At 41.9% G+C, this 24,629-nt stretch carries 29 protein-coding genes and 2 tRNA genes; 16 read left to right on the plus strand and 15 right to left on the minus strand.

Going from position 1 to position 24,629, the window contains the following annotated elements; genetic code table 11:
• Nucleotides 1-105 precede the first annotated feature (105 nt).
• The 3 genes from LZF95_RS19485 to scpB all read left to right on the plus strand — a co-directional run bounded on the left by LZF95_RS19485 (nucleotide 106) and on the right by scpB (nucleotide 1,573).
• Nucleotides 106-276, plus strand: a complete 171-nt coding sequence (locus tag LZF95_RS19485) for a hypothetical protein (RefSeq protein WP_233756716.1) — start codon at nucleotides 106-108, stop codon at nucleotides 274-276.
• A 349-nt stretch (nucleotides 277-625) separates the two neighbouring features.
• A complete protein-coding gene (locus LZF95_RS19490) occupies nucleotides 626-1,009 on the plus strand; it encodes a TraR/DksA family transcriptional regulator (protein WP_233756717.1) in 384 nt (127 codons plus the stop codon).
• Nucleotides 1,010-1,012: 3 nt separating this feature from the next.
• On the plus strand, nucleotides 1,013-1,573 hold the full coding sequence (gene scpB / locus LZF95_RS19495) for an SMC-Scp complex subunit ScpB (protein WP_233756718.1): 561 nt from the start codon (nucleotides 1,013-1,015) through the stop codon (nucleotides 1,571-1,573).
• On the opposite strand, the gene LZF95_RS19500 is transcribed toward scpB, so the two are convergent.
• The 4 genes from LZF95_RS19500 to era all read right to left on the minus strand — a co-directional run bounded on the left by LZF95_RS19500 (nucleotide 1,549) and on the right by era (nucleotide 4,744).
• On the minus strand, nucleotides 1,549-2,193 hold the full coding sequence (locus LZF95_RS19500; protein ID WP_233756719.1) for a SprT-like domain-containing protein: 645 nt from the start codon (nucleotides 2,191-2,193) through the stop codon (nucleotides 1,549-1,551). The genes scpB and LZF95_RS19500 overlap by 25 nt on opposite strands.
• A 63-nt stretch (nucleotides 2,194-2,256) precedes the next feature.
• Nucleotides 2,257-2,457, minus strand: coding sequence for a hypothetical protein (locus tag LZF95_RS19505; protein WP_233756720.1), 201 nt, complete (start codon nucleotides 2,455-2,457; stop codon nucleotides 2,257-2,259).
• 77 nt (nucleotides 2,458-2,534) lie between these two features.
• The gene (der, locus tag LZF95_RS19510; protein WP_233756721.1) at nucleotides 2,535-3,848 is read right to left on the minus strand and encodes a ribosome biogenesis GTPase Der; all 1,314 of its coding nucleotides are present in this window, start codon (nucleotides 3,846-3,848) and stop codon (nucleotides 2,535-2,537) included.
• A gap of 2 nt (nucleotides 3,849-3,850) precedes the next feature.
• Entirely contained in the window at nucleotides 3,851-4,744 is an 894-nt protein-coding gene (gene era / locus LZF95_RS19515) for a GTPase Era (RefSeq protein WP_233756722.1), read from the minus strand.
• A 305-nt stretch (nucleotides 4,745-5,049) separates the two neighbouring features.
• Here era and LZF95_RS19520 point away from each other — a divergent pair.
• A tRNA-Met gene (locus LZF95_RS19520) sits at nucleotides 5,050-5,122 on the plus strand.
• A 153-nt stretch (nucleotides 5,123-5,275) separates the two neighbouring features.
• Here the strand turns inward: LZF95_RS19520 and LZF95_RS19525 are convergent.
• Nucleotides 5,276-5,357: transfer RNA gene (locus LZF95_RS19525), tRNA-Ala, on the minus strand.
• 223 nt (nucleotides 5,358-5,580) lie between these two features.
• Here LZF95_RS19525 and LZF95_RS19530 point away from each other — a divergent pair.
• The 3 genes from LZF95_RS19530 (at nucleotide 5,581) to LZF95_RS19540 (ending at nucleotide 7,656) form a co-directional block, all read left to right on the plus strand.
• The gene (locus tag LZF95_RS19530; RefSeq protein ID WP_233756723.1) at nucleotides 5,581-5,850 is read left to right on the plus strand and encodes a DNA-binding protein; all 270 of its coding nucleotides are present in this window, start codon (nucleotides 5,581-5,583) and stop codon (nucleotides 5,848-5,850) included.
• A 2-nt stretch (nucleotides 5,851-5,852) separates the two neighbouring features.
• Nucleotides 5,853-6,083: a hypothetical protein gene (locus LZF95_RS19535; protein ID WP_233756724.1), complete on the plus strand. Its 231-nt coding sequence runs from the start codon at nucleotides 5,853-5,855 to the stop codon at nucleotides 6,081-6,083.
• A gap of 376 nt (nucleotides 6,084-6,459) precedes the next feature.
• A complete protein-coding gene (locus tag LZF95_RS19540) occupies nucleotides 6,460-7,656 on the plus strand; it encodes an integrase arm-type DNA-binding domain-containing protein (protein WP_233756764.1) in 1,197 nt (398 codons plus the stop codon).
• 55 nt (nucleotides 7,657-7,711) lie between these two features.
• On the opposite strand, the gene LZF95_RS19545 is transcribed toward LZF95_RS19540, so the two are convergent.
• Nucleotides 7,712-7,915, minus strand: coding sequence for an AlpA family transcriptional regulator (locus LZF95_RS19545; RefSeq protein WP_233756725.1), 204 nt, complete (start codon nucleotides 7,913-7,915; stop codon nucleotides 7,712-7,714).
• 253 nt (nucleotides 7,916-8,168) lie between these two features.
• Between LZF95_RS19545 and LZF95_RS19550 the strand changes: the two genes are divergently transcribed.
• The 3 genes from LZF95_RS19550 to LZF95_RS19560 all read left to right on the plus strand — a co-directional run bounded on the left by LZF95_RS19550 (nucleotide 8,169) and on the right by LZF95_RS19560 (nucleotide 9,866).
• A complete protein-coding gene (locus LZF95_RS19550) occupies nucleotides 8,169-8,426 on the plus strand; it encodes a helix-turn-helix domain-containing protein (protein WP_233756726.1) in 258 nt (85 codons plus the stop codon).
• Between the two features lie 62 nt (nucleotides 8,427-8,488).
• Nucleotides 8,489-9,394, plus strand: a complete 906-nt coding sequence (locus tag LZF95_RS19555; RefSeq protein WP_233756727.1) for a toprim domain-containing protein — start codon at nucleotides 8,489-8,491, stop codon at nucleotides 9,392-9,394.
• Between the two features lie 10 nt (nucleotides 9,395-9,404).
• A complete protein-coding gene (locus tag LZF95_RS19560; protein ID WP_233756728.1) occupies nucleotides 9,405-9,866 on the plus strand; it encodes a RadC family protein in 462 nt (153 codons plus the stop codon).
• Nucleotides 9,867-9,870: 4 nt separating this feature from the next.
• On the opposite strand, the gene LZF95_RS19565 is transcribed toward LZF95_RS19560, so the two are convergent.
• Nucleotides 9,871-10,233 carry a hypothetical protein gene (locus tag LZF95_RS19565; RefSeq protein ID WP_233756729.1) on the minus strand — a complete coding sequence of 121 codons (363 nt, stop codon included), beginning with the start codon at nucleotides 10,231-10,233 and terminating at the stop codon, nucleotides 9,871-9,873.
• A complete protein-coding gene (gene mobF / locus LZF95_RS19570) occupies nucleotides 10,211-12,982 on the minus strand; it encodes a MobF family relaxase (RefSeq protein WP_233756730.1) in 2,772 nt (923 codons plus the stop codon). Before mobF ends, LZF95_RS19565 begins: the two co-directional genes overlap by 23 nt.
• Before the next feature lie 218 nt (nucleotides 12,983-13,200).
• On the opposite strand from mobF, the gene LZF95_RS19575 reads away from it, so the two are divergent.
• A complete protein-coding gene (locus tag LZF95_RS19575; protein ID WP_233756731.1) occupies nucleotides 13,201-14,106 on the plus strand; it encodes a hypothetical protein in 906 nt (301 codons plus the stop codon).
• 101 nt (nucleotides 14,107-14,207) lie between these two features.
• On the opposite strand, the gene LZF95_RS19580 is transcribed toward LZF95_RS19575, so the two are convergent.
• Together LZF95_RS19580 and LZF95_RS19585 are read right to left on the minus strand one after the other, a co-directional pair.
• On the minus strand, nucleotides 14,208-15,056 hold the full coding sequence (locus LZF95_RS19580) for a hypothetical protein (protein ID WP_233756732.1): 849 nt from the start codon (nucleotides 15,054-15,056) through the stop codon (nucleotides 14,208-14,210).
• Between the two features lie 5 nt (nucleotides 15,057-15,061).
• Entirely contained in the window at nucleotides 15,062-15,946 is an 885-nt protein-coding gene (locus LZF95_RS19585) for a DUF488 family protein (RefSeq protein ID WP_233756733.1), read from the minus strand.
• 547 nt (nucleotides 15,947-16,493) lie between these two features.
• Here LZF95_RS19585 and LZF95_RS19590 point away from each other — a divergent pair.
• Nucleotides 16,494-17,003, plus strand: a complete 510-nt coding sequence (locus LZF95_RS19590; protein WP_233756734.1) for a hypothetical protein — start codon at nucleotides 16,494-16,496, stop codon at nucleotides 17,001-17,003.
• On the opposite strand, the gene LZF95_RS19595 is transcribed toward LZF95_RS19590, so the two are convergent.
• Both LZF95_RS19595 and LZF95_RS19600 read right to left on the minus strand, forming a co-directional pair.
• Nucleotides 16,977-17,636, minus strand: coding sequence for a hypothetical protein (locus tag LZF95_RS19595; protein WP_233756735.1), 660 nt, complete (start codon nucleotides 17,634-17,636; stop codon nucleotides 16,977-16,979). The two genes, LZF95_RS19590 and LZF95_RS19595, sit on opposite strands and share 27 nt — an antisense overlap.
• Before the next feature lie 17 nt (nucleotides 17,637-17,653).
• Nucleotides 17,654-19,453, minus strand: a complete 1,800-nt coding sequence (locus LZF95_RS19600; RefSeq protein WP_233756736.1) for a type IV secretory system conjugative DNA transfer family protein — start codon at nucleotides 19,451-19,453, stop codon at nucleotides 17,654-17,656.
• Between the two features lie 323 nt (nucleotides 19,454-19,776).
• Here LZF95_RS19600 and mobC point away from each other — a divergent pair, with 323 nt between their 5' ends.
• The 4 genes from mobC to LZF95_RS19620 all read left to right on the plus strand — a co-directional run bounded on the left by mobC (nucleotide 19,777) and on the right by LZF95_RS19620 (nucleotide 22,262).
• Entirely contained in the window at nucleotides 19,777-20,115 is a 339-nt protein-coding gene (mobC, locus tag LZF95_RS19605; protein WP_233756737.1) for a plasmid mobilization relaxosome protein MobC, read from the plus strand.
• Nucleotides 20,105-21,241, plus strand: coding sequence for a relaxase/mobilization nuclease domain-containing protein (locus tag LZF95_RS19610; RefSeq protein ID WP_233756739.1), 1,137 nt, complete (start codon nucleotides 20,105-20,107; stop codon nucleotides 21,239-21,241). Before mobC ends, LZF95_RS19610 begins: the two co-directional genes overlap by 11 nt.
• Nucleotides 21,242-21,494: 253 nt before the next feature.
• Nucleotides 21,495-21,869: a DUF2958 domain-containing protein gene (locus tag LZF95_RS19615; RefSeq protein ID WP_233756740.1), complete on the plus strand. Its 375-nt coding sequence runs from the start codon at nucleotides 21,495-21,497 to the stop codon at nucleotides 21,867-21,869.
• A 189-nt stretch (nucleotides 21,870-22,058) separates the two neighbouring features.
• On the plus strand, nucleotides 22,059-22,262 hold the full coding sequence (locus LZF95_RS19620; RefSeq protein ID WP_233756741.1) for a hypothetical protein: 204 nt from the start codon (nucleotides 22,059-22,061) through the stop codon (nucleotides 22,260-22,262).
• Nucleotides 22,263-22,267: 5 nt separating this feature from the next.
• Here LZF95_RS19620 and LZF95_RS19625 read toward each other — a convergent pair whose 3' ends face one another.
• From LZF95_RS19625 to LZF95_RS19635, 3 genes are all read right to left on the minus strand, one after another.
• On the minus strand, nucleotides 22,268-22,726 hold the full coding sequence (locus LZF95_RS19625; protein ID WP_233756742.1) for a hypothetical protein: 459 nt from the start codon (nucleotides 22,724-22,726) through the stop codon (nucleotides 22,268-22,270).
• Nucleotides 22,727-22,811: 85 nt separating this feature from the next.
• Nucleotides 22,812-23,813 (minus strand): nucleotidyl transferase AbiEii/AbiGii toxin family protein, encoded by a 1,002-nt coding sequence (locus LZF95_RS19630; RefSeq protein WP_233756743.1) that lies wholly within the window; start codon nucleotides 23,811-23,813, stop codon nucleotides 22,812-22,814.
• Complete coding sequence (locus LZF95_RS19635) at nucleotides 23,810-24,532, minus strand: DUF6088 family protein (RefSeq protein ID WP_233756744.1); 723 nt, start codon at nucleotides 24,530-24,532, stop codon at nucleotides 23,810-23,812. Before LZF95_RS19635 ends, LZF95_RS19630 begins: the two co-directional genes overlap by 4 nt.
• Between the last annotated feature and the right edge of the window lie 97 nt (nucleotides 24,533-24,629).

The raw sequence follows: 24,629 nt of genomic DNA on the forward strand, positions 1-24,629 counted from the left end.
CTGGTGAAATCCCTGGCATTTCAAAAATAGATGTTGTTTTTTTATAGACTATTAGATGTTTGAAAGATAGAAAATAGTATCTTAATCCTATTAACGTGCCGAAATATGGAAAAAGACCTTATCACCCAAGCCCTGCAGTCCATTTATATTCAGAATGGCAAAGACCTCAAGGAGGTTATGCAGTATTTAACAATGAAGCATAGGATAGATGTGGATCCAGCTGTGCTGCAAATGCGGCTTAGAAAAATCATCCTGGAAGAGAAGGCCGTCGCATGACGGTTTTTTTTTGAATTTATTTTTTGAGACAGATGATTTTCAAAAACAATTCTCCAATCCGGGCTATTCCCTCCGCTTAATTGGCGTGTTTGGTATGGTACTTTTGAATAGTGGTTGTAGTTAATTGAATATCAGTGTTTTGCTTTGCGTTGTTGTGTGATTGGGCGCCTGTTACTCTCCCCCCTCTCTTTAAATTTCGAGAAAGGTTGCTGGCTTTAGTCCGGGGATTGGGGCTTGCCCCTGTGATATGACTATGTTGAACTCCTTGGAAATCCAGCTTGTAAACGTATTTTAGGGAACTAATTCTGAAAACAACCGTCCCAATACTATTACTTAATATTAGTAGGCTATGAGCAAGGAAGAAAAGACCGCATATTCACAGGAAGAATTAAAAGAATTCGAAGTGATTATCCTCAAAAAGCTTGAAAGTGCAAAGGAGGAATTACTGTCCCTGAAGGAATCTTTGAGCAAGAAAAATGACAGTGGAACTGATTTTACCGCGGCTAACTCGAAGCTGCTTGAAGACGGCGCCGATACTTTGGAGCGTGAGAGCCAGAACCAATTGGCAGCTAGGCAGCAGAAATTTATCTACAACTTGGAAAATGCGTTGATACGTATTAAAAACGGTACATATGGCGTATGTGTAGATTCTGGGAAGCTTATATCCAAGGAGCGATTGATGGCAGTACCACACACCATGCATTCCATCGAGGCAAAACTAGCAAAGAAATAAAGGTTGGATTTTCTTCACAGGCATATTGAAGCATTGATCTTTTGTGCCCCCTCGCCTTTATCCAAGGCTGATATAGTCAAGTGCCTGGGGGAAATGTTCGAGGCTGAGATCCCCATAGAGCATATTGACCAAGCTATCCATCAGCTAAGTGAAAAGTACCAGTCTGAGGAATTTTCATTTCAGCTCCAGCACGCTGGGGGAGGATACCAGTTTCTGACCAAGCCTGCATATCAGACCTCCATCGGTATTCTTTTGCGCCAGCAGTCCCAGAAAAGACTCTCCACCGCCCAGTTGGAGACTTTGTCGATTATTGCCTACAAGCAACCGGTGACTAAAGGGGACATAGAGCAAATCAGAGGAGTGAATAGTGACTATTCAGTCCAGAAATTGCTGGAAAAAGAACTGGTGGACATCAAGGGTAAGTCGGAGGGATTAGGCAGGCCGGTTCTGTATGGGACCTCAGCCAGGTTTATGGAGTATTTCGGGATTAACTCCCTATCCGAATTGCCCCAGCCAAAGGATTTTTCACAGCCTGATAATCAGATAGGAGAGGAGAGGGATTGATCCAACGGTTGTACCTTGGCCAATTGGGCGATCAGGTACTTTTTGCCTGTTTTCACCTCTTGGCACAGGACTCTGGTCCTACGTGTTTCTCCTTTTTCAAACTCCCTTCCACCTAGCAAAAAGCGGATTCCGGGATGTATGTCAGCTAAGAAAACGATTTCCTGACTAGGCTCTTTTTCATCATATTTGCTTATCTCTTTCATAAGGAACAGATCGGAGGAGGAGCTGGCCTTTGGGTTACTCATGTGCTTCCGCAGCGGGATGAGCAGGTCCACAGGGAAAAAATCCACAGTAAGCAGGGGGCTCATCAGCCGCTGAAAGGTGGATTTCCATTCTGCGCCATGAGGGGAGATAGCAGTGCCGTACCTTACAAATGCATGGAGATGGGCTACTTCATGGATGAATGTCAGGAGAAATTGGTAGGGATTCAGATCCGCATTAATGGTTATCGTCTGGACTTTCCTGTCCCGCCTATACCGGAAATCACCCAGTTTCGACTTGCGGGAAGCGGTAATCTGAAAGGAAAAAGGTTCGCTTTCCCAAAGTTGAACTGCGTAATCAAGAGAGGCAGCCGGGATTTTTTGTGCCAAAATCCCTTTTAGTTTTTCAGGGTTGCTCATCACGAAAAATACAAAAAAAAGAGTCCCGCAGATACGGGACTCAGTACATTTAGAAAGGAAGAATTATTGAGCTGGCTCAACAACCTCTACACTATCTTCTACCACTACAGTAGAATCAGCCTCTTCGATGATGATTTCTTCCTCTACAACTGGTTCTTCAACTACCTCGATAGTCTCTTCAGTTTCTTCTTTCACTTCCTTGTTGCCGCATGAAGCTACAGCGAACATGCCAGCGATTGCGAAAATTGCAAATACCTTTTTCATTTTTTGTGGTTTTCTTAATTACACAACAAAGGTATTACAGTTTTCATTAATAATACAATAGACCGTTTAAATATATTTTATTTGTTTTTGTAAATTATTTTTACTGGAACCCCTTCGAAATCAAAGTTTTCCCGCAGTCTGTTTTCCAGATATCTAGTATAAGGGGATTTGATGTACTGCGGCAAGTTACAGAAGAATGCAAATACCGGGTTCTTGGTGGGCAGCTGTGTTGAGTATTTGATCTTGATGTACTTCCCTTTCCATGCAGGAGGAGGGTATCTTTCGATTTCCGCCAGCATGACATCATTTAATTTGGAAGTAGGGATGCGACGTGTCTTGTTTTCATACACTTTCACGGCCAGCTCTATAGCCTGGAATATTCTCTGTTTTTCCAGCACGGAGGTAAAGATGATAGGGATCCACTTGTTTTCACCTAGCTTCTCCAGCATGTCATCTTTGATCTTATTCATTGTTTTATGATCTTTTTCGATCAGGTCCCATTTGTTTACCATGATCATCACTCCCTTGTTGTTTTTGATGGCAAGGGATATCAGGCTCATATCCTGCGACTCCAAGCCTCTGGTAGCATCTACTATTATTATGATTACATCAGACTCTTCGAGTGTCCGCAGAGATCGCATGACGGAGTAAAACTCCACATCATCGGTCACTTTTGATTTCTTCCTTATTCCTGCGGTATCAGTGATGATAAAATCCTGTCCAAAAAGCTGGTATCTGGTGTGGATAGAGTCTCTGGTAGTGCCTGCCTCATCGGTCACGATAGAGCGGTCCTTTCCTAGTAATGCATTAAGAAAGGAGGATTTACCTACGTTTGGCCTTCCGAGTATTGAGATCTTCGGGGTGTCGGCATCCGGGTCTTCCACTCCTTCATCCTCGAAGTGGGTGATGACCTGGTCGAGAAGCTCGCCAGTCCCGCTGCCACTTGCAGAAGCGATAGGATAGACCTCAAAATCGCTTACGCCCAAAGCATAAAATTCATGGGCGGCGAAGCTTTTTTCTTGATTGTCAGCCTTATTGGCCACCACATAAATTGGTTTTTTGCTGCCTCTGAGTTCTTTTGCAAACTCACTGTCCAAGTCGGTAAGTCCGGTATGACAATCCACCACAAATAGAATCACATCAGACTCTTCTATGGCAAGTTTTACCTGCTTGCGGATCTCTGCCTCATACATGTCTTCCGAACCGGTCACATATCCTCCGGTATCTATTACCGAAAAGAACTTGCCGGTCCATTGCGCATGTCCGTAGTGACGGTCCCGGGTCACTCCACTCATATTGTCCTCAATTGCCTTTCTTTCTTCTACCAGACGATTGAAAAGAGTGGATTTGCCTACGTTAGGCCTTCCTACTATCGCTACTATATTTGCCATGATTAGGTTGGGTCGTACCCAAATTTTTTCAGTTTCAGTTTATTTTTTCTCCAGTCCTGCTCCACCTTCACGAAGGTTTCCAAGAAGACTTTCTTGCCGAAGAACTTTTCCAATTCTTCTCGGGCCTGTATCCCTACTTTCTTTAATGCGGCGCCTTTGTCGCCTATGAGGATTCCTTTTTGGCTGTCCCGCTCCACGTAGATGATGGCACGTACGCTGATGATGTTTTTCTTCACTTTGAAATCCTCTATAGAGACCTCGGAGCTATAAGGGATTTCTTTTTTATAATTCTCAAAGATTTTCTCACGGATGATCTCAGAGGCAAAGAACCGCTCAGATCGGTCGGAAAGTTCCTCTTTGTCATAGAAAGCAGGATGCTCTGGAAGTCTGTCCAGAATTTCCTGCATAATCTTTTCAGTATTAAATTTTTCTCCTGCGGAAATAGGTATTACCAACTCAGATTTGATTCGGGAAGTCCAGTAGGTGGTGACTTCCTCCAGCTGCCCGGGTTTTGCAAGATCGATTTTGTTGATCACCAATAACACAGGGACTCCTGATGCGTTGATTTTCTCAATCACGTGCTCTATGTCTGCATCGGTTTCATAGAGATCCGTCACAAAAAGAATGATGTCCGCATCTTCCAAAGAAATGTTTACAAAGCTCATCATATTTTTCTGAAGCTCATATTGGGGCTTGAGCATTCCAGGGGTATCCGAAAAAACGATCTGGTAATGATCGGAATTGGTGAGTCCTATGATTCGGTGCCGGGTAGTCTGTGCTTTGGAAGTGATGATCGAAAGCCGCTCACCCACAAGGATATTCATCAATGTAGATTTGCCCACATTTGGTTTTCCGATGATGTTGACGAAGCCTGCCTGATGTTTTTGTGTATCCATTGTAGAAATTTTTTACAAAGGTACTTGATTTTTAGATACTCCGGACGTTTCGGTTGATTTGACGAAATAAAATTTGGCTGACAGTCCTTTTCAAATCTCTCTCACCAATTCCCTTGTAAGTCTATGAAAATCAATGTTTTATTGTTATGAGGATGGACGGATCCCAGTTTTTGTCACTTGAGAAACCGGAATATTTTTCTGCGTTATGGTTTGCATTTTAAAAATAAAGACCTACTTTTGTATCACAATTAGCCGAAAGGGCAATTATAGTGAAGAAAAAGAAGCGCTAAGCTTTAAAAATATATCGCGGGATGGAGCAGTTGGTAGCTCGTCGGGCTCATAACCCGAAGGTCACAGGTTCGAGTCCTGTTCCCGCTACTTGAAGATCAGGGAGTTACATGAAAATGTGACTCCCTTTTTCTTTTTGGGTACAACATAGGTACAACATTCTGATAATAGAAAAGGGTCTGAATCAAATGAGTGATTCAGACCCTTTCATTTTTATATACTTGAAACCCTAGGGGGTTGAAATTTCAATGCGGGATTCGAACCCGCAACGTCCTCGGACAACAGTTTGCAAGACTGGCGCGTCTACCAATTCCGCCAATTGTAGATATAGTTTCAATTACTGAGCTAGCAGGATGATCAAGCTTTAGTCAAAAGTTTTGCCAAAAAAGAAAGATGTGGCATTAGCTCGCATTATAAGAGAAGTCGGACAATTTGACGTGTGAATTAAGGTGTTTTTGGTGTCAAATTGACGGAAGGGAAGTTTGAATTTGGACGCTAACATTATTCTTTGTCTCTAACTTTTGTATTTTTAGGAAAACCCAAAACGGATGAATGTTATTTGTTTGGAGGATGATGCCCTCTATGCCCTTGTCGATAAAGTTGTCCAGCGTCTGAAAGAACAAAGCAACATGTCCCATGACAAATGGATTTCGGGGGAACAGGTTATGCAGATGATGCATATCAAATCAAAAACGACTTTACAGAAGTTGCGTGACACGGGAGCGATCCGTTTCACCCAACCTGAGAAGAAAATCATCCTTTATGACATTGACAGCGTCAACGAGTATTTGGAGAAACATTCACGCGAAACATTTTAATCATGGAAGAAGAACACGTATCACCAGCTTACCAGAAAGGATATAACCACGGTTATGAGCTAAGCGGACAAGAGCCAGAATTGCTCGATAGACTGATCAATTCTGGCCAACAAGATCATGATTATTTCCGTGCCCTTGAGGCAGGCGACCGTCAACGTCAAAAAGATAGAATGGTCGAACAGATGAAACAGCAGACTAGGCAACTTGGAAAGGATAAGGGCAAAGGTTTGTAGGATGACAATGACTAATTTTTATTGCTTGGAAGTCCGATTCGGACTATGGTATCGCAAGCTTCTATTCAAATCCCAATCAGCCGATTTTCTATCTGGGTATAGAATTGGGTACGTAGAAATTTCTGGTTGATATTTACTTTTGCCTCTGATAGAGTTGGGAAAACAATTTAAGTCCCTTCGCCCGCTCCAATGCTTTATTTTATACCATCCCAAGAAGTCCGATATCTCGTTGTTTTTCAACGGGATTATTTGTGTTTGATGGTCATTGATTTCCGACGAAATTCACCCAAATCCAGGCATTTTGTGGGTAAAAAAGTGGGTAAAATTTTCCAGCCAATTTTTTCATTCCCCAAACCCCAACAAAAGGAGCACCTTCATGTCCCTTACGGATTTGACATGTCGAAAAGCAAAACCCAAGACCAAACCTTACAAGATTTACGACTCAGGAGGCCTATATCTTAATGTGCTGACATCAGGTAACTGTGTATGGCGATATCGATACCGATTCTTATCAAAAGAAAAAGTCCTGACAATTGGAAGTTACCCTTCAACCAGTTTGATCGAAGCCCGAGAAGCACGGGATGTTGCCAAGCATTCAGTTGCTAAGGGGATTGATCCCGTGGAAGAAAAACAACGTAAGGATCGACTGCTTCAGTTTAATGCTTCCCAGACATATGAGGCTGTAGCCCGTGAATGGCATCGTCACTTTTTTGATACTTGGACTCCCCATCATGCTGCAAATATCGAGCGTCGATTGGAAAAATATATTTATCCACATCTCGGGAATTTGCCTATTGGCGAAGTTACACCCCAGGATGTATTGGCTTGTGTTCGGAAAATTGAAGCAAGAGGGAAATACTATCAAGCAAAACGAATTCTCCAATTGATCGGTCAGGTTGTCCGTTATGGGGTTGTAACAGGAAGAGCAAACAGGGATTTTACGCCAGATTTGAAAGATGCTTTAAAAAGACATCGATCGGGTCATTTTGCGGCAATAGATGTTGATTCACTGCCTCAATTTTTAGCTGTTCTGAATAAGAATGATGCCCGTCTTTTCAAACAGACAACGCTTGGCATCAAACTTCTTATGTTGACATTTGTGCGTACGAAGGAATTGATCAATGCAAAATGGGATGAGTTTGATTTTGAAAAATGCCTGTGGTCGATTCCGACGGAACGTATGAAAATGCGAAGACCTCATATCGTCCCTCTTTCCAATCAAACCTTGGATATTCTGTTGGAATTAAGAAAATTGTATGGACACAAAAAAAGTGGATACATCTTGCCAAGTGTTGTTCATAGAGACAAGCCCATAAGTAATAATACCATATTAAAGGGGCTGGAACGATTGGGATATAAAAATAAAATGACAGGTCACGGCTTTCGGGCTTTGGCAATGAGCGCGATCAAGGAACATTTGCATTATCGGCATGAAGTTGTGGATAGACAATTGGCACACGCCCATAGAAACAAAGTTGACGCTGCCTATGATAGGGCTCAATTTTTAGAGGAACGGGCGAAAATGATGCAGGATTGGGCAGATTATATAGATAAAATTTCTTCTGGGAATTAAATAAAAAACCCGCTTTGTGAAAATCTCACAAAGCGGGTTTTACAGATAATTGGTATTAAATAGCCTTGGTTTTTTCTTCTATCCATCTTTGGATTTCGCTTTCGATCCATCCAACACAACGGTAGCCGAGTTTGATTGAAGCAGGGAATAGATCGTTGTTCATGTAATGGTAGATCGTGCTGCGACTCAATCCTGTTCTTGCTTTGACCTCTTCTAATCGAAGAATGCGCATTTGTTCATTGGCTATCAAATTATCCATATGTTTCCTTTTTGCTTGCTGAAGATGAAACAGGACAATACCTCAGTCACAGACCATTTTCCGATAAAATCTTTGCATAGCTAAAACAAACAAGGTCAATCAATCACCATAATAATCAATGCGGTTTGATATCGTTTGATAAAGTCTTTTTTATTAGATTTTTTCCTACTCATGTGCAAAAAATCAACCCTCTTTTGACAATCAACAGTTGTGGCGGCGAATCCTTCTTTTGCCCGCACTTTAGGGAGTGACAATGATGAAGCAATTTCGGGAACGGAAATTATCCGTCCCTACTACACCAACAGAATTCAATACATTTATTACGCAATGGGGTGAGAAATTACTGACCCCGAAACAGGCGGCTGAATTTATGGGCTATGAAGAAAATACCTTAGCAGCTTGGCGATGCAGACAAACGCAGAACCTTCCCTACATCAAAATCGGAAATGGTGGCATCCGATACAGAAGATGGGATTTGTTGCAATGGCTGAACAGTAAACTTATCCGATAACTGAAGGTTGGGAGACTTTCCCACTCTTTTATCTTAAACAATCATTTTCAAAGGATCGCTCAATGGATATTGAAAAAGCGAAAAGCATACCCCTGTCTGCAATTTTAGAAAAGTTAGGTCTTTCAGTTAAGAAGCAAACACAAAAAGAAGCATGGTATCTTTCTCCATTTAGAGATGAAAAAACGCCGAGTTTTCATGTTGATCTATCCAAAAATATCTGGTTTGACTTCGGCGAAAACAGAGGAGGAGACAGTATTAAGTTTGTCTGTGACTATCTAGAATCAGGTGGCTATGATTTTACAGTTTCAGATGCCTTGCGTTGGTTAAGAAATATGGTGGAAGGCACCGCAGACTTCCAGCCTTCTCCTGCAATCAAGAATATCGATGAAAACCCGAAGCTGGTACTAAAGGATGTTCATCCATTGCGCCATGCCGCTTTAATCCATTATATCAAGTCCCGTGGTATTCCACCCAAATTCGCTCATAAATACGTTCGGGAGGTTTCTGCCTACCATACCGAAAAAAAGAAAACCTATTTTTCCATCGGTTTCCCAAATGAAGAGAACGGGTATGAATTGCGTAACCCGTTTTTTAAGGGATGCATTCGGCCAAAATATATCAGTTTTATTCGTGGTACTGTCACAAAGCCCAAGGGCATACATATTTTCGAGGGGTTTATGGATTACCTTTCGGTTATCACCCAAAGAAAGGGCAAGCCTTTATCAAATGACACCATTGTTCTGAACTCCCTCACCTGTATCGGTCAAGCCAAGGCGTATATCAAAGGATATGGATATGCAGTAGGTTTTACTTGGTTCGATAATGACAAGGCAGGAGAAAAAGCGGCAAAGGCCTTTAATGAATTTTTCAAGTCAGAAGGAATAATTCTCAAGCCTAAAAATGATATTTACGCACCCCACAAGGATGTCAATGCATGGCATATGCACACCCTTGGCTTGGGTTTGTAAGGGGGATCACATGAGTGTTATTTCTGATTTCAAGGCGGCTCAGATACAAATATCCTATCGAAACCGTCAATCTCTTGAGCAAATGCCTGTGATTACCAAATCCTCTGATGCTTACAATATTCTGAAAGCATCCTGGGATGAGAACAAGCTGGAATTGGTCGAACAATTCAAGATTATCCTGATGGATAATGGCAATCGTTGTTTAGGAGTGTCTGAGATATCTTCAGGTGGTATTAGTTCCTGCATTGTGGATCAACGTATCGTTTTTGCCACGGCTTTGAAAGGTCGGGCTGTATCCCTTATTCTAGGACACAACCATCCCTCCGGAAGATTATCACCCAGCCAACCCGATATCAGGCTAACTACTCGATTATGTCGTGCAGGAGAGATTCTGGACATTAAGATCCTCGACCATATTATTGTGACAAGAGACGGACACTATTCATTTGCAGATGAAGGGATGATGCCATGATATACTACCCTTTAATTTCTATGCTTGTAATATAGTAGTCCTTTTTATCCTGCTTAAAATAGCGGTGATCTTCCTGTGATATGATCTTTGGAAAATGAAACAGGAATAGATCAAACAGGATGTTTAAATGATACCCTTCAAGTACTACGGTATCACTGGTAAAATAAATAGAAAGGCTATTGATGTTTTTATTTGAAGTCTCCAATTTCACGGATACCAGAAAGGCATAATTGTAGAACGCCCGCTGTCCGTCCAACCATTGAAAACAGATATTTCGGGTTGAATGTCCAAAATGGTTGTCCTTTGCTTTGGAATCCGACTTTTCGGGATTTAGGAAATTTGTTTTAAAGGCGTAGAGTTGGTTCATGCGACCTCTTCGGCTTAGATGGGGAAGGTGTTTTATGAAGTGTTGGATTTGGGGTTTCTATTATCGGCCTATCCTGTCGGGCGATATAAGCCACACGCTCTTGTGTTTGTTTTTCTTTTTTCGCCTGTAATTCCAAAGCCGACATACGATCCCCTGATTCGGAAACGGCTTTGAATAACTCCTCTCGGTCATCAGTAAAAATTTGTATGGATTCGCGTCCACGTGACACAGAAACATAGAATTGCTTCAAGTTGCTGGCCGCAAAAGTGGTCGAAGGTTGATAGATGAAAACTGCATCAACGGTTTTTCCCTGCGATGCGTGAGAAGTCATGCAATAAGCATGGGCAAGATGTCCATGATCAAAAGCAATTTCATAGATGCATTTACTTTGAGAGTTTCTCATTTTGATCGTCTTATTTTCTGATATCTCAACCACATCCAGTCGTTGCCCGTTATTCAGGCGTTTGCCAGACAAATCAGAACCGTTACGGGTAATACGGAGTGCATCCCCTTTGGCAATTTCCATTTCCGAAACCGAAAGTACCTCAAATCGTTTGGCACATTCGGTGGGTAAGATTGCGATCTTACCATTAAGACCTTCCAATTGGATGTAGTCTTTTTGGATATTTGTGACTTTCCATCGTGATCCGCGCTTGAATCCCGGAGCATTCACATTGAATTGAATAATCTGGCCTTCTTTATAATTGCGCTTATCCCGCTTTTCTGCCTCAGTCATATTGGAATTGATAAGACGGGAGATTGATATGTTCTCTTTTCCAATAGCTCTGATGTTGCGCAGCTTATCACGGATGCGCTGGGTTATATCCTCTCCTTGTTTGTGAGTAGGACAAACTACCAAAGCCGATTTTCCTGACTGGCGTGTGGCTATATACTCATCCGCTAACCGATTTGCTGCATCCAATGGATCAATTTCACGAACTGCGCCAATTTTATTTAAAACTTCAAAACCTTGCTTTGCATTTCCATCGGCCAAAGATTGAACTGCTTTCCGATAAAGTCCATTGCGCTGCCTAAATATTTTATCAACATGTGCCGAGCGAATGCCCCCAACAGAATTGAGAATGCGTAGAGCATCGCCACGAACAACACTGGAATGTTGGCGTGTGTCACCACTCAAAATCAAGCGGGCATTGTGCTTTTCTGTGACTTCCAAAAGGGCAGTCATTTCCTTAGTGCCAAGCAAGCCTGCTTCGTCAACCCAAAGGACATTGTTTTGAAGCGTTTTTTGCAATTTGAGAGAGGATAGAAATTGGGCGACCGTTTCAGCTTTTTCAAATCCTTCCTGACGTAAAACACCACGGGATGCTTCCGAAGTCGGTGCAACAACTATGACTTGACGGCCACTTTGTTCGATCAAGCTGTTCGCTTCTTTCATTAAGGTGGTCTTGCCTGTACCTGCTCGGCCTTGAATGATTGATACTTTGTCGGAACTGGTCAGCACATGTTTGACAGCATTTTTCTGTGCGCCCTCCAATGAAATAGTGGGTGCTTGCGAATAGATCGGGATAACAGAACCAACCCCGTTTTGCGCCAACTTGACCATGTGTTTTTCTTCATCCAGAACAGCTTGTGTTGAACATTTCGACCGACCACGCTCATTCACTCGGATAATGCGTTTATCCTGTCTGAAATCTTCTGTGATTTGCCGCGGGGTGACGTGCGATTGACCCATTGCATGTCGATAGGCTTCAGCCAATAATCGTCTTTCATCCATAACCGATGCTCGCTCAAAGCATCGATCAATGGCATGATTGATACATTGTCCTGCTGTTGGGCTGTTTATGTTGAATAAATGCGACGAGGGATTTGGGTGACGGATAACGGTTTGACCATTTCCTTTTTCAGCGGTTCTCAAAGACTCAATCTGTCTGCGCCAAGATGCTTTCAGTTGGCTCATGGTCAGACCTTTTTTCTTTTTCGCCCGTGTTCTTGCACCTAAACCATCTAACTCGCGTGCATTTGTGATTCCTTGCGTTTTGGCAATTTGTCCGATTTCGTTGGTACGTTTGGAAAACAGATCAATGACGGGCTGTGGCACTCCCACAATTTCAAATGAAGTATCGGTTCGACGGATTCGATAGCCTAAGTTCAATAAATTGTCCGACAGGTATTTGTGGAATTTAGCCTGATAATAGGGCATATCCCGCTTGATTGATCCGAACTCGCCTGCTTTGAAGCGTTGTTCGGCATCGTCCCATGTCGCATTAAAGGTGAAACAGTGACTGTGCAAATGTGGATCGGGATCAATGCTGTCCACCGGACGTGCCGTCTGGTGGATAAATTCCGCCCATACAAGAGATCCCGTTTGACGATTTTCATCGGTGTTTTTGACCTTGCCCTTGCGGACACGGGTTTGAACATCTTCCTCAATTTCCAGCATGGTATTTTGAATGCTATCCTGAAACGCTTTCAGAATGTGATCATCTTTTGACAGGACATGCAGGATGGAAACGGATTTGGGGCAATGAAAATTGATGTCATACCCGATGCGGCGGTTTGTATGATTCCGTTGAGTTAATCTGTTGCCAGTCTTGGGATGACGATTTTCACACAAAGCAAAAAATGCTTTTTTATTGACAGCATAGGGCAATCCCAATCGTTCAGCCAATTTCCCTTTGAAGTAACCAGGATATTCTTGGTCATTCAAATAGTAATCGGACTGACGTAAGGATTGGGAAAAATAGCGTTTAGCTTGAGCGGCTGATTGACTTTGCACCATGCGAATCATGGGCAAAGGGTTTACACGAAATCAGAGGTGATTTGGGAGAAATTCTCTTCCTATAAATAATAAACAATCGCCAACTATTCTGATATATTACCCTTGATATCCATACGTTCTTTCCATTTTTTAAAAAAAGGATAACTAGGTAGAATACTTTGCAAATAGTGATTAGGAAAAATCTTTTTTAAATTAATGGCTACTTCCACGAAGCTTTTCCAATTTCGATGTCAACAAACAATTCAATCATTCTTGAACTTCAACGAGAAGCGGCCGATTCATCTATTTCAGTAACTTCCTTGCTAAGGAAATCAAAGGTTATCGCTACAAAATTAGGACTTGTAGATTTTTTGAAATGGATAGATTCAGAATTGAAAGGGTATGATAGTTCGGAACTGCCTAAATACAGAGTTGTATTTGGAATTCCGAAAGGTCTAAATCCTTTTCATGGGTGGCAAAGCCTCGATTTCGAAGATGCGGAGACAAGGAAAAATTTTTCTGAAATCCCAATTGATTCGGCAATCCCCCCTTTAGAAAACCTTATCCTCAAAGAAGGAAAAAATTCTTCTGGAACATTGAGCTACTCTTATCCTCCGCGCTTAAAGCAGCTGCTGATGGGGTCAATGACCTACGGAACAGATGTAAAAGTTCAAATTTCAAGAGCTGCAATTGATGAAATCCTCAACATTGTCAGAGACACAATTTTAGAGTGGGCTTTAGATTTGGAAGCAGCTGGGATAACTGGCGAAGGGCTAACATTTTCTCAATCGGAGAAAATATCTGCCAAGCCGGTAACACAAAACATTTACGCCAGTCATATAGGGATTGTTAGTAATGCTTATGATCATTCAAATGTTGTGAATACTCAAAGTATACAAAGCCAATTTCAGCTCAGTGATGTGAAACTATTGGTCGATCAAATTGAAAAGGCATTGCTATTATTTCCGTCCGAAGAGCAAGTTTCTTTAAAAGTTCCGCTTAATTCTATCCAAGAGCAAATAGACAAGCCTGAGCCAGATATATCTAAAATTTCTTCTGCAATTAGTGCCATTAAGCGCATTTGCGAAGGAATTACAGGTAATGTTGTTGCTGAAGGGGTTATTTCGATGATTGGGAGCCTCTTTCAAGGATAGGAGTAATTTGTGATGCGTTGGGCTAATTCGTCCAAAGAGCACCAGCGGTTTTGCTCAAAAATGGAATGTTGAGGCCTTACAAAACTGCTCTAAAATAAGAATCAGCCAAACAACCCAAGCTGAGGGGTTTCTTTAGGTTTTGGTGGATAAAACACTCCAATAATGACAAACGGATTTTTTCCTCTTCTCATGTGCCATTCCTTGGTTGTGCCCAGGAAAAAATGGATGTCTTTTGAGCTTAAGAATTCATCTACATATTTTGCCTTGACCTGCTCAAGGGCTGCACTTTCATCACCATTAGTTCTTTTCATACAATTCCAAAAAAGAGCACCGATTTCCCAATCCTCGATCATCAATCGTCTGGTTTTGCCGTCGGAATCCACAAAGCGATAAAGAAATTTGTAGGGCAACTTTGCAATTGGCTTTCTTTCTTCCTCCTTTTCTTTCGGGTCAAATGAGAATTGAAGCTGTTTAAACTGGTCGAGCCACTCTTTTTTCCATTCCCTATCTTCCTTTTCAACATCCAGTCCCAAGATTCGGGTCGGCTTGAATGTCGCTAATGATTTGTTTGTTGGCTCTTTTGATTCTTCAATGAGCGCATCCATACTGGTGTAAACATTGTTGAGGCAAAACCTTTTCCTGAACCCCCATTCTTTTTCCGTTCCGATTTTTTCATGGACTTCCATATCCTTAAAGCTATAGCTTTCAGGGGAATGGCTTTCTGGTCGAAAATCATCGGATCGTTTTTTAAGATCCAATTCAATCCAAGTGTATTTGAAAGATTGAAGCTTTCCGTCTTTTTTCAGTCCCTTTAAAAATTCTAGTGGAACAGGATAAATCCTGATCCAGCTTCCGTCTTCCAAAAATCCAGCCGTACAAACCAGCTCATCATAGCTTCTGGACGGCAAAGGATACGTCGTGACGGTAATTAGGACTTTCTTTCTGGCCATGAAGGTTAAATATGTTGAAGGCTATATTCCCATTCAGGCAAGGAAGTAATGCTTTCTGCAAGGTGTTTACGGTGACACTGGCAAATCTCTGCCTCAAAGCAAGTAAGCGCGATTCTCTGTTTGAGCTTAAGCAGATTGAGAATTTTCTGTTGGGTAGTACCAGTACTTTTTAAGGTAGTGCTTTTATACCCCTCGAACAATCGATCATAATCGGCCTGACTTTCGAGAGTTTGTCTTTTTTCGGAGACAATCCCGACTTCAGGAAAGTGGACATAGCCAATGCCAAGAGATTCGCAGTAACGGCGAAGCGTTGATTGGGAAAACCCAAACTTCATGCTTTTAGGGTTGTTGCGGACATCTACCAAGACTTTTACATCGTTTCTGATGAGACGATTTAGATATTCTTCCAAAGAAATCCCCTCATATCCGATCGTAAAGAGCGTTATATCGTTTCTTACAGGCTTTTGATTTTCGACACGAGCCATATACGTATCATTCAGGATTTCTCTGGCTTTGGTACTTTTAATTGCCCAGTAGGGGAAATTGATGTAGGTGTGGCGCATTAAGCCATTTGCGGACATATGGCCATATTGGCTTTTTACTTCTCCGATAATCTTCTGATCGGTTGCCTTGAGCTGAGAAAAATAGTTTTGGTCGTCGACTTTTGAGAACTGTTCCTTTGTTTCGGACAATATGCCCTTCTTGACCATGGTGCTCAAGTCGGCGTTTGCCGAAAAGGAATAACAGCCGAATTTATAAGGGACAAAATCGTAAGTGGGTTCACCTTGTTTTTGGGTTATCAGCAATAGCAATTTTTGGAGGCTGATTTTCGGTAAATGCCCCTCAAATATCTCTAAAAGACCCAATATTAATTTTCTGCGGTAGAACATGACAGCAAAGTAACCAAATTATGTTAATACGAGCACCATCATTGGGATGAGGCTGTAGATTAATTAAGGCTTAGGGGTTAAACCTTGATTTTTCCCTAACATGGTATCTCTAGGATATGTTTCCTTTGCTTAAAAAAGTCAAGCTTCCAGGAATGGTTTGAGGAGAAATTGGTTAATTCTACACAATATTGCGGACAACTACCATCTAATCCTAAAGGTTTGTAGTTTTTAGAATCAAGTCACGAATTTGACGCAATACCTTAGAATTGCGTCAAGATGTCGGTACTATCAATCGCAAAAGAGCAAATTGTGTCGCAAAGCTGTCGTGAAAAGTAAAAAACCGTAAAGCTTGTGCCTCAGGCGTTGAGCCTGTGGGCGTACGATTAAAAAGACCGCAAGAAGTCACCTGTCTGAGGTTTTTGTATCAGACATCTCCCCGAAGCGGTTGTTTGAGATGTAATAAGTTGTAAATGAACTATTTGTTAATAAATTTGTGTTTAAGAAAAAGTTTGATACATTTCATAAAAATAAAAAAAGCACATATTTTATGGGAAATAAACAACATCCTTCCCAAAACTCCTTGCCAAAAAAGAAGGAGTTCTTTAGAAAGAAATCGGAAACCTCTGAGATTGAAGACAAGATAGACAGAAGTTTCTCCATTAAACTTTTTCCAGATGAATCCACTTCAAACGAAATGATGAAAGAGGATCGGCGGACAACTAGAAAAAAGTTTCATGGAAAAGGTGGTACGTTAATTATAAACACCACAATTTCTAAAGGTGAAGAGGAGGAAGAATTGGATATTTTTGACTATATTAAAAAGACTCCATGGGTTTTTAAGGATAATGAAAACACTATTTTTGAACCCACTGAGCAAATGATAGATGCTTCTAATTGGGAGGCTTTAAGGAGGTTTGAGTTAAATCACTTATTCGAAGATAGGGTTGACTCACATCAAAGAGAGTTTATTAGCAAATATCAGAATTTAAATGATGAAGAAAGGGAAGTGGAGAAGTTAAGGTTGATGAAATCAGTATTTGATCTTAAAATTACCTGAGGTGCTTGTAGTATATCTTGGTGTATTACTTCTGAACAGAGTATTGAAGCTACTAGAATCTTTGTCTAAAGAAAAAATTCCAAACCAAGGAAAGCCTTTGTCGTTCCATTTGTTCCTTGCGTTTTCTCCATCAATTGTATCTTCGTAAATCTCTCCAATCATCCTAAAACTCAAATTTTGGGTTCTCATGAGATTTTCAAATTTTTTTTGAGCTAGTATTTCTGTCATAATAAATCCATATTTCCCCCATATTTTATAGCCAATTAAACTTTCCACTCTAATATCATCTTCATAATATGAAGGATGATCACATCGATCTGCAAGTAATTCAATATATTTAAATTTAAACTCATACGCTTTTTTGACTTGGTATTCCAAGCATGGTTTAGCAACACCTTTTTGTATCCCTGAGCTTACAATAATTAAATTTTCTATCGTCTTTTGGCTAAATGAAATTCGTATTTTGTAAAGGGTGAAAAACTTTGAAAAAATCCAAATAACACAAGATGTCATGACTCCTTCGCTATTATGATTAGATTTTATATTGTGTCTGAAATCTTCTTTTGGATGTAAGGCTTTAATGCCTGTTAATTCTATTATTTTATTTCTGATATTCAAACTTGCTTCATCCATTGTTTGATTAGTTATGATTATAAATAAGGATTCTCATCCGCTTTTTCCATTAATTCTTCCACTTCATAGTATGGCTGCTTTCCAAACACAGTTGGTGGGGCATCACTGATAAAAGCAAATATATTTCGTTGTGAATGCCGCCTGACCTCATCAGATGTGGCCAATGCTCTGGAATTCGCCTCAATCTTAGTTCCTGTAAACCAGTTTCCCGTTTTAGTTATGTTGGTGGTGTTGCCAATTGCCTTGCTGATGTAATCAGCTGAGAAATTGTCATTCACATTGAAGTATTGTCTGACGGCAGCATTGGCGATAAAGGTTTCCCAATTATCGCCGTAGTGTTTCTTAAGCTGTATGAGAGATTGCAGGATCGGCCACACCGTCACATTAAATCCTGCATAGGTACTTAATGCCGTCTCAATCTCGGGTAGATAGCCAAGAGCCGCAAATTCATCAAGCAGGAAACATACTCGTTTGGCAGGCTTGCGAATCACTGCACGCATGGTGGATGTGACCACTAAACGCAACCATCTTCCATGACTTTGTAATTTGTCCGCAGGGATGATCACATAGATGGTCGATTTGCCCTGTGATAAATCAGACGGGATATAATCGGATTGCAAGGCTTTTTGTAGAGAAGGCGATTTCAAGAAATCTGTGTTTTGCAGTACCGTTGCCAATATACTTCCAAAGGAATTTTCACCAGACTGCATCAGCTTCAAAACTTCTTGTGCCGTGGTGTCCAATAGATCTTTGTGAAGCGGATTTTCGGACATGCGCATATCGGCCAGAATGCCTAGCCAGTCATCCCCCTGCGCACGGGCTAGACGGTACAGCGTTCCTAAATGCCGTTTGCTGGGTTCCAAGTTGACGACGATATGTAGAATAAGGGCTGACACAATGGTTCGGGCATTGTCCGAAAAATATCGGTCACCAGAATTGAGGGATATTGGCACTATCATTTCAGAGATAATCTGAATGTCATCCACCAAATCAATACTTTCAATGTCCAGAATATCAAGCGGGTTGAAAGATCGGCTTTCTTCATCCAAGTGCTCACTGAGTAAATTCCATGGGTTGAGCAGGACAACATCCTGTCCGTTTTCTTTCTGATATCGTGCGGTAATGGCGGCGTTTTCACCTTTAGGGTCAATCACAACCCACGAGCCCTCATATCCGCCTGCACCCAGCAGATTAGGAATAATCAGGTTTGTGCCTTTACCACCGCGCGTGCCAGCGGAGGTGAACACATGCCCTTTATCTGAAAATGTATAAATGCTCCCACCGATATACAGCCCTTTCTTAGTGGTGTAAGGCAAAAGGTCAATAGCTTCTGCAAAGCGTGCGCTCCCGAATTTATTGCGTGCGGCTTCCATTTGAAGCAGGTCATTTTCCCATTTTCCGAAGATGAAAAACACAATCAGCGAAAAAATGAAATTGATCACTAAATAGCCCAAGATCAAGGCGAAATCCGAAACGTCATAGCCTTGCATGTTGACGACCGCGAAAATGAGCAGAATAAGAGCTACCCATAACAAGATCGCACCGGCAACCATCATGGCCCGAACAACAGGACGCATTGGGTAAAAACGGGGCACGCGTCCAAGATAGACTTCAAGGCGTTCAAAGGCTTTGACAAAACCCAGCAACGCACCGATCAACGAAATAGGGGTCAAGAGCACGCCGACCATAAACACCAAGAAACGGTTTTGCTTTTCTGGGTCAGGTTTGAACGACAAAAGATCCTCCCATATATACAATGGTTCACCAAGTATATGAGGAATGTCGTCGGGGGTGCTTTTCTCCCTATTAAATTTCATGGACTGGTGGATAAACTGAAAAAGAAAGGAATATAAAAAAATAATTGAAAAATTTTCTATAAAAATGAAACCATATTGATACATATCAATACAAGTACCTCATATTCAGTTTTTTGCATTTTGAACATCAAAATTCATCTAGTAGATTGGGTAATAGAGGGATTGCAAGACATGGCTTGTAGCGACAAAAACCCTAAAGGTTTATGCGCTTTAGCCGCCTTGTAAGGTGGGAAGATTCCCCCACTTAACCCCCTCAAGAAAACGCACCAAAAACCATTAGCATGGCACGTCCTGTAAAATCGTCCAGTGACAAGCGCACCATCATGTTGCGCTTGCGACTTACGACAGCCGAGAAGCAGCACCTTGACACAATTGCCAAGGAAGCAGGCTTCACTGTGAGCGATTTTATCCGCAAGGTCGTGCTACATGTCAAACCGAAACGTTCTGTTCCCAATCCTGATCGTGAGGTGCTGCTGATGTTGTTGGCCGATCTGCACAAGATTGGCAGCAACCTAAACCAGATTGCCCGTGTCCTGAATACTGAACATAAATCAGGCACTCCGCCTATAGGCGGCACTCCCGCAGGACTTACTCCACTTATGACTGATCTGGATGGATTGGTGCGTTACCTCCATTCCAAACTAACGAATAGTGGTCATTAAGGGCAACATGCGCGGCAATGGCGCACAGTTGGCGCATTATCTCACCCGACAGGGGGAGAATGACCAAATTCGTATTTTGGAAGTGGATGGGCGGGCTGATGCGGATCAAGACAGCCTGATTGTGACATTGGAGGGCATGTCGCTCAAAGAGCAACTCACCAAGTCCAAACAAGGCCTGTATCACGCTCAGATCAATCCCGCATATGAAGAAGATCGCCAGATGACAGATGAGGACTGGCATAAGGCAGCCGACATCCTTGAACATGCTTTGGGCTTTGAAGGCCAAAGACGGGCAATCGTTCTTCATGAAAAGAAAGGACGTCTCCATGCTCATGTCGTATGGGAGCGTTATGACGCGGAGACGGGCAAGATGAAAACCATCTCGCATAATTATAAAGCGCATGACCAGGCTCGGCAGGAAATTGAGAAATATCTGAACCAAGAGCCGACACCGACACGGAACAAGAGCCGTGATGACATTAAGGAGGTCATGACGGGGCTTTGGGATAAAACCGAAACAGGGGCGGACTTTTTGAAGGAAGTGAAAAATGCAGGCTTTTGTGTGGCGGCAGGGTCAGGTAAACGTCCTTTCATGGTGGTTGATGATAAGGGCAGAAGCTTTGACCTTGTCCGTCAGCTGAAGGGCGTACGGACAAAGCAAGTCCGGGAACGTCTGGACGGGGAAAAGCTGATGGATGAAAAGGATGCCATCGAGTTGATGCGCCAATTGGGCAATCAAAAACGATTGGCAGAAAACGAACCCGAGCAACAAGCCGAAACAGCCCATAGGTGGAAAGCTAATCCTGAAACGGCCAAGGAGTTTGCACGCAATCGAGATGATATTTTTGCGGGTGAAAAGAAAAAAGATACTTCAAGATCCTTTAGTGCCAATGCCTCTGATAATCATGCCTCGATAAAACAAAGAGCTGAAAGTTTTGTGGTTAATGAAACTATGGCTGACAAGGAAAAATCAGCTAACCCTTTTGCAGAAAAAACACATGCTTTTGCCGAAAACCGCAATACCCTTACCGCAAGTCAGATTAAGCGTCAGCAATTAATCAACGAGATGAAAAGCCAGCTAAAAACCAGCTATCATAGACAGCGTGATAAGAGGCGGGATTTCTAGCTTTGTTGGTAGGTATTTTCTTTTTCACCAGCCTGTTTAATGGATTGGAAAAGATATCATATATGTCATTCCTTTCAATTGGTGTTGTTGAATGTCGGGGCGGCATACCGCAAGCCATTCCTTCACCAAATAGAATTTTCGCCGCTTTGCTTCCCCGCCCATTCAAGTGCCTTGACCAAAATTCCAGTTGGTGAGTCATTTCCCCTTGCGGTGGATATGCCCTTGTCATCAACACACATGAAAGGAATGACAGATGAAACTTTTTACCCAAAAACAATTCCAGCGATTGGTTCAAAATGGAATGCCTGAAAACCGTGACAAGGATCATGCGCCCGTGGTCAAGCTGTTTTTTCCAGATACGAATTGTACATGGCTGTTAAGTGAAATTGACCCTGATGATCACGACATCGCTTTTGGATTGTGTGATCTCGGTATGGGATTTCCTGAATTGGGAAACGTGCTTTTGCCTGAGCTTTTAGCTGCCCGCTCCCGTCTTGGTTTCGCCATTGAGCGGGATCGTTATTTCAATGCAAAATATCCACTATCGGTGTATGCCCGTGCCGCTCGACGTCAGGAATGTATTACCACGGATGAGTTATTGCTGAAGGAGGCATTGTATAAATCTTAATCGATATCGCAAAGAAGAGGCTATTGACGTTAAATCAATGGCCTCTTTATGATTTCAGTACTGACGAAAAAAGGCGGTTTTTTTTTTGCTTAAGCTGAATGTCTTCGGCGAGATCAAGTGGGACTTTCCTAAAGTCAAGTTTTTTCAATATTTTGAACAATGAAACTTAGACCCTAAAGAATATTCGCTATGGCAAATCCTCCCAAAAATCATGGAAAAGCATGGTCAAATGATGATGTTTCCAAATTAAAAGAACTGGCAAAACAGAACACCCCGACCAGAGTGATCGGATTGAAATTGGGAAGAACAGAGGATTCTGTATACTCAAAAGCAAAAGATGAAGGGGTTTCTCTTAAACCCACAAACCAATCCCCGTATAATCGAAAGAAATAGCATGTTCAGGATTGAGGGTGAAGCATGTGTCTTTCAAACCAATCCAGTTTTCTTTCAACTGCGACCTTATTATTATAAATGTCCCTGCCATGAACCTGTAGGCTGATTTCCGCAAGCTGTTTGCGTATGCCGTTTATTTCCTCTCTGTTATCATCTTCCTTGATCCGTTTAGAAAATACTTCCAAATATGATCCAGCCAAAATGATTTTCTGCTCTGGTGGCGAAAACGTCAAATGCTGAAAGGAACGTGCATTCAGGGATAAGCAGTCTCTTAGATTAGAGTAATTTCCGTCACCTTTTAGATAGTGAATGGTCTCGACAATCATGGGGCCAACACCATTGTTTTGAATATGGATAGCCAATCTATCTTTGTCTATGAGATCAACTTGAACCAATGGTTTGAGCGACTTCTCATTGTGCGCGCGTTGCAAGTGCAGTTGATAAAAAGTGGCGAGCAAAGCCATGAGTGAAATAATTACGGTGGTCAATACGCATCTCCTAATATTGATTTGTTGACGGCAGACATGGATCACCCCGACCTAGCAAAGGCTATTCTTCTTGGGATGAAGGAGGGATCGTGATATCCCAATTTATTCGGTCTAGTCTACTTTTGATTTTTACAAGGGATGATAAAATCTGCTCATCGGTGGCGATATTTTCTCCAAATACGAGCAGCTTGAATCCGCCATTGTATGTCGATTTCATCTCGCTCCATAGTTTTTCCAGATCTGAAAACATCAAGGCTTGAGAAGGATGGTGCGCCAACCATGCATTGTTGTTTCTAAAGCTTTTCACATCGTCCTTGGCCACTCTCAATAACATTTCATCAAAGCGTGGGGATTCAAAAAATTCTTCGATTTCCGAATCCTGGAGCAGTTGATGCAAGTCATATGTATGGCGGATTTTCTTTTTCAAATCATTGACAGGATTGGACGAGTAAGAGAACCGAACAAGGCTCATGATCTTTTCACAAAATGTTCTGTTGGTGACCAATACTTTCGCCTCAAACGGGTGAAGACCATATTCTTGTGCAAGGGTCGATTGCCCATTTTTGATCATCATGTCATAGATGAAAGAGCTTATCGGTAAAATGGTGTAGGGTTCAAAATACCCCAACCAAGTCGCCTCAACAATTATGACATCACGCACTTGTCCGTAATTCCCATCAAACTCTTTTGCATAGGAATGGGCAGTCTTGCGTGTCATGCCCATTTTTCGGGTGACGTCTGCCACCTCAACTTCAGGCAAAAGATCCGAAATGACTTTACTGATCTTTTTGAGTTTGCTTTTCAGCTTATTGTCTGTTTCGCCTTCTTTCCTTAAGGCGATAAGATCCACGTCCTCAGAAAATCTGTTTATATGGCCATGGCATTTTAGGAGGGATGTTCCACCTTTAAATACTGTTTCAGTGCCAATAGGGCTTGAAAATACCGCATGCAGAATGAAGGTTACCCAATAATCCTTCTCCACATAGATTTCAGGAATGCCCATTTGTTGAGAAGTAAACTGGACGGCCTGTCGGAAGAGCTCTTTGTTTTCGTGCAATCTCATATGATATTCCATTTTTCGGCAACTGGCCATTCTTCGGAAATTCCTAAGGTGTAGGAAGTGATTGGATTAAGTGTTTTGCGCAAAGAACCCGTATCAATTCGGTTTTGAGTGGTATCCAAAACAGCTCCTAAGATTGCCCGTGTGGAGGGCGGATATTTTAAGGCCAGCTTCATCGCCTTTTGCTTGTCAGTAAATGAAAGGCTGTCGATAATTGAACGGATGCGCTTAAATGCACTTGTTACCGAGGTGTCGGGGATTTCTTTGATATAGCGGATTGCATCCAAAATTTGAAGCAAAGGTATGTTGTCCTGTGTGATCGGGTTTTTTTGTTGGATAAAGGAAATAGTATAACGTCCCCGCTTTACTTTAGGACGTATATCATTTTTCCCAATTTGTATGACGTTGCTGATTTGTGTGGTCAGGCCAAGCTGGCTGTAAATACTCAAGCCTGTAAGATAGCCAATTACCTTACCCTCTCTTTCTAGGAGGTCTTTTACGACTTGTCTAAGATCAGGCTGTAGCTTACCGAAAACAGTTGCTTCGGGCTTATAGAATTTGCCTTTTGCCAGTTTTTCAAGCTTTCCGACACGCACCATGCGGTTTAGGGCTTTTATGACAGCTTCTTTCCCTTCCTGTCCCGAACTGACATCGGAGAAGGTAAAGACATGCCCTTTGGGCAGTCGGTCAATTTTGGTTTCGACTAAATCGGTGACTTTCATGCTGATAAATCTATCACAAAGATAATATAATGTCCAGTTTTTTCTAAAATAAACTGGACAAATATTATAAGCGATTGGGTCTGTTTGTCAAGTTTTT

The organism is Algoriphagus sp. AGSA1 (assembly GCF_021390545.1).
GTDB lineage: Bacteria > Bacteroidota > Bacteroidia > Cytophagales > Cyclobacteriaceae > Algoriphagus.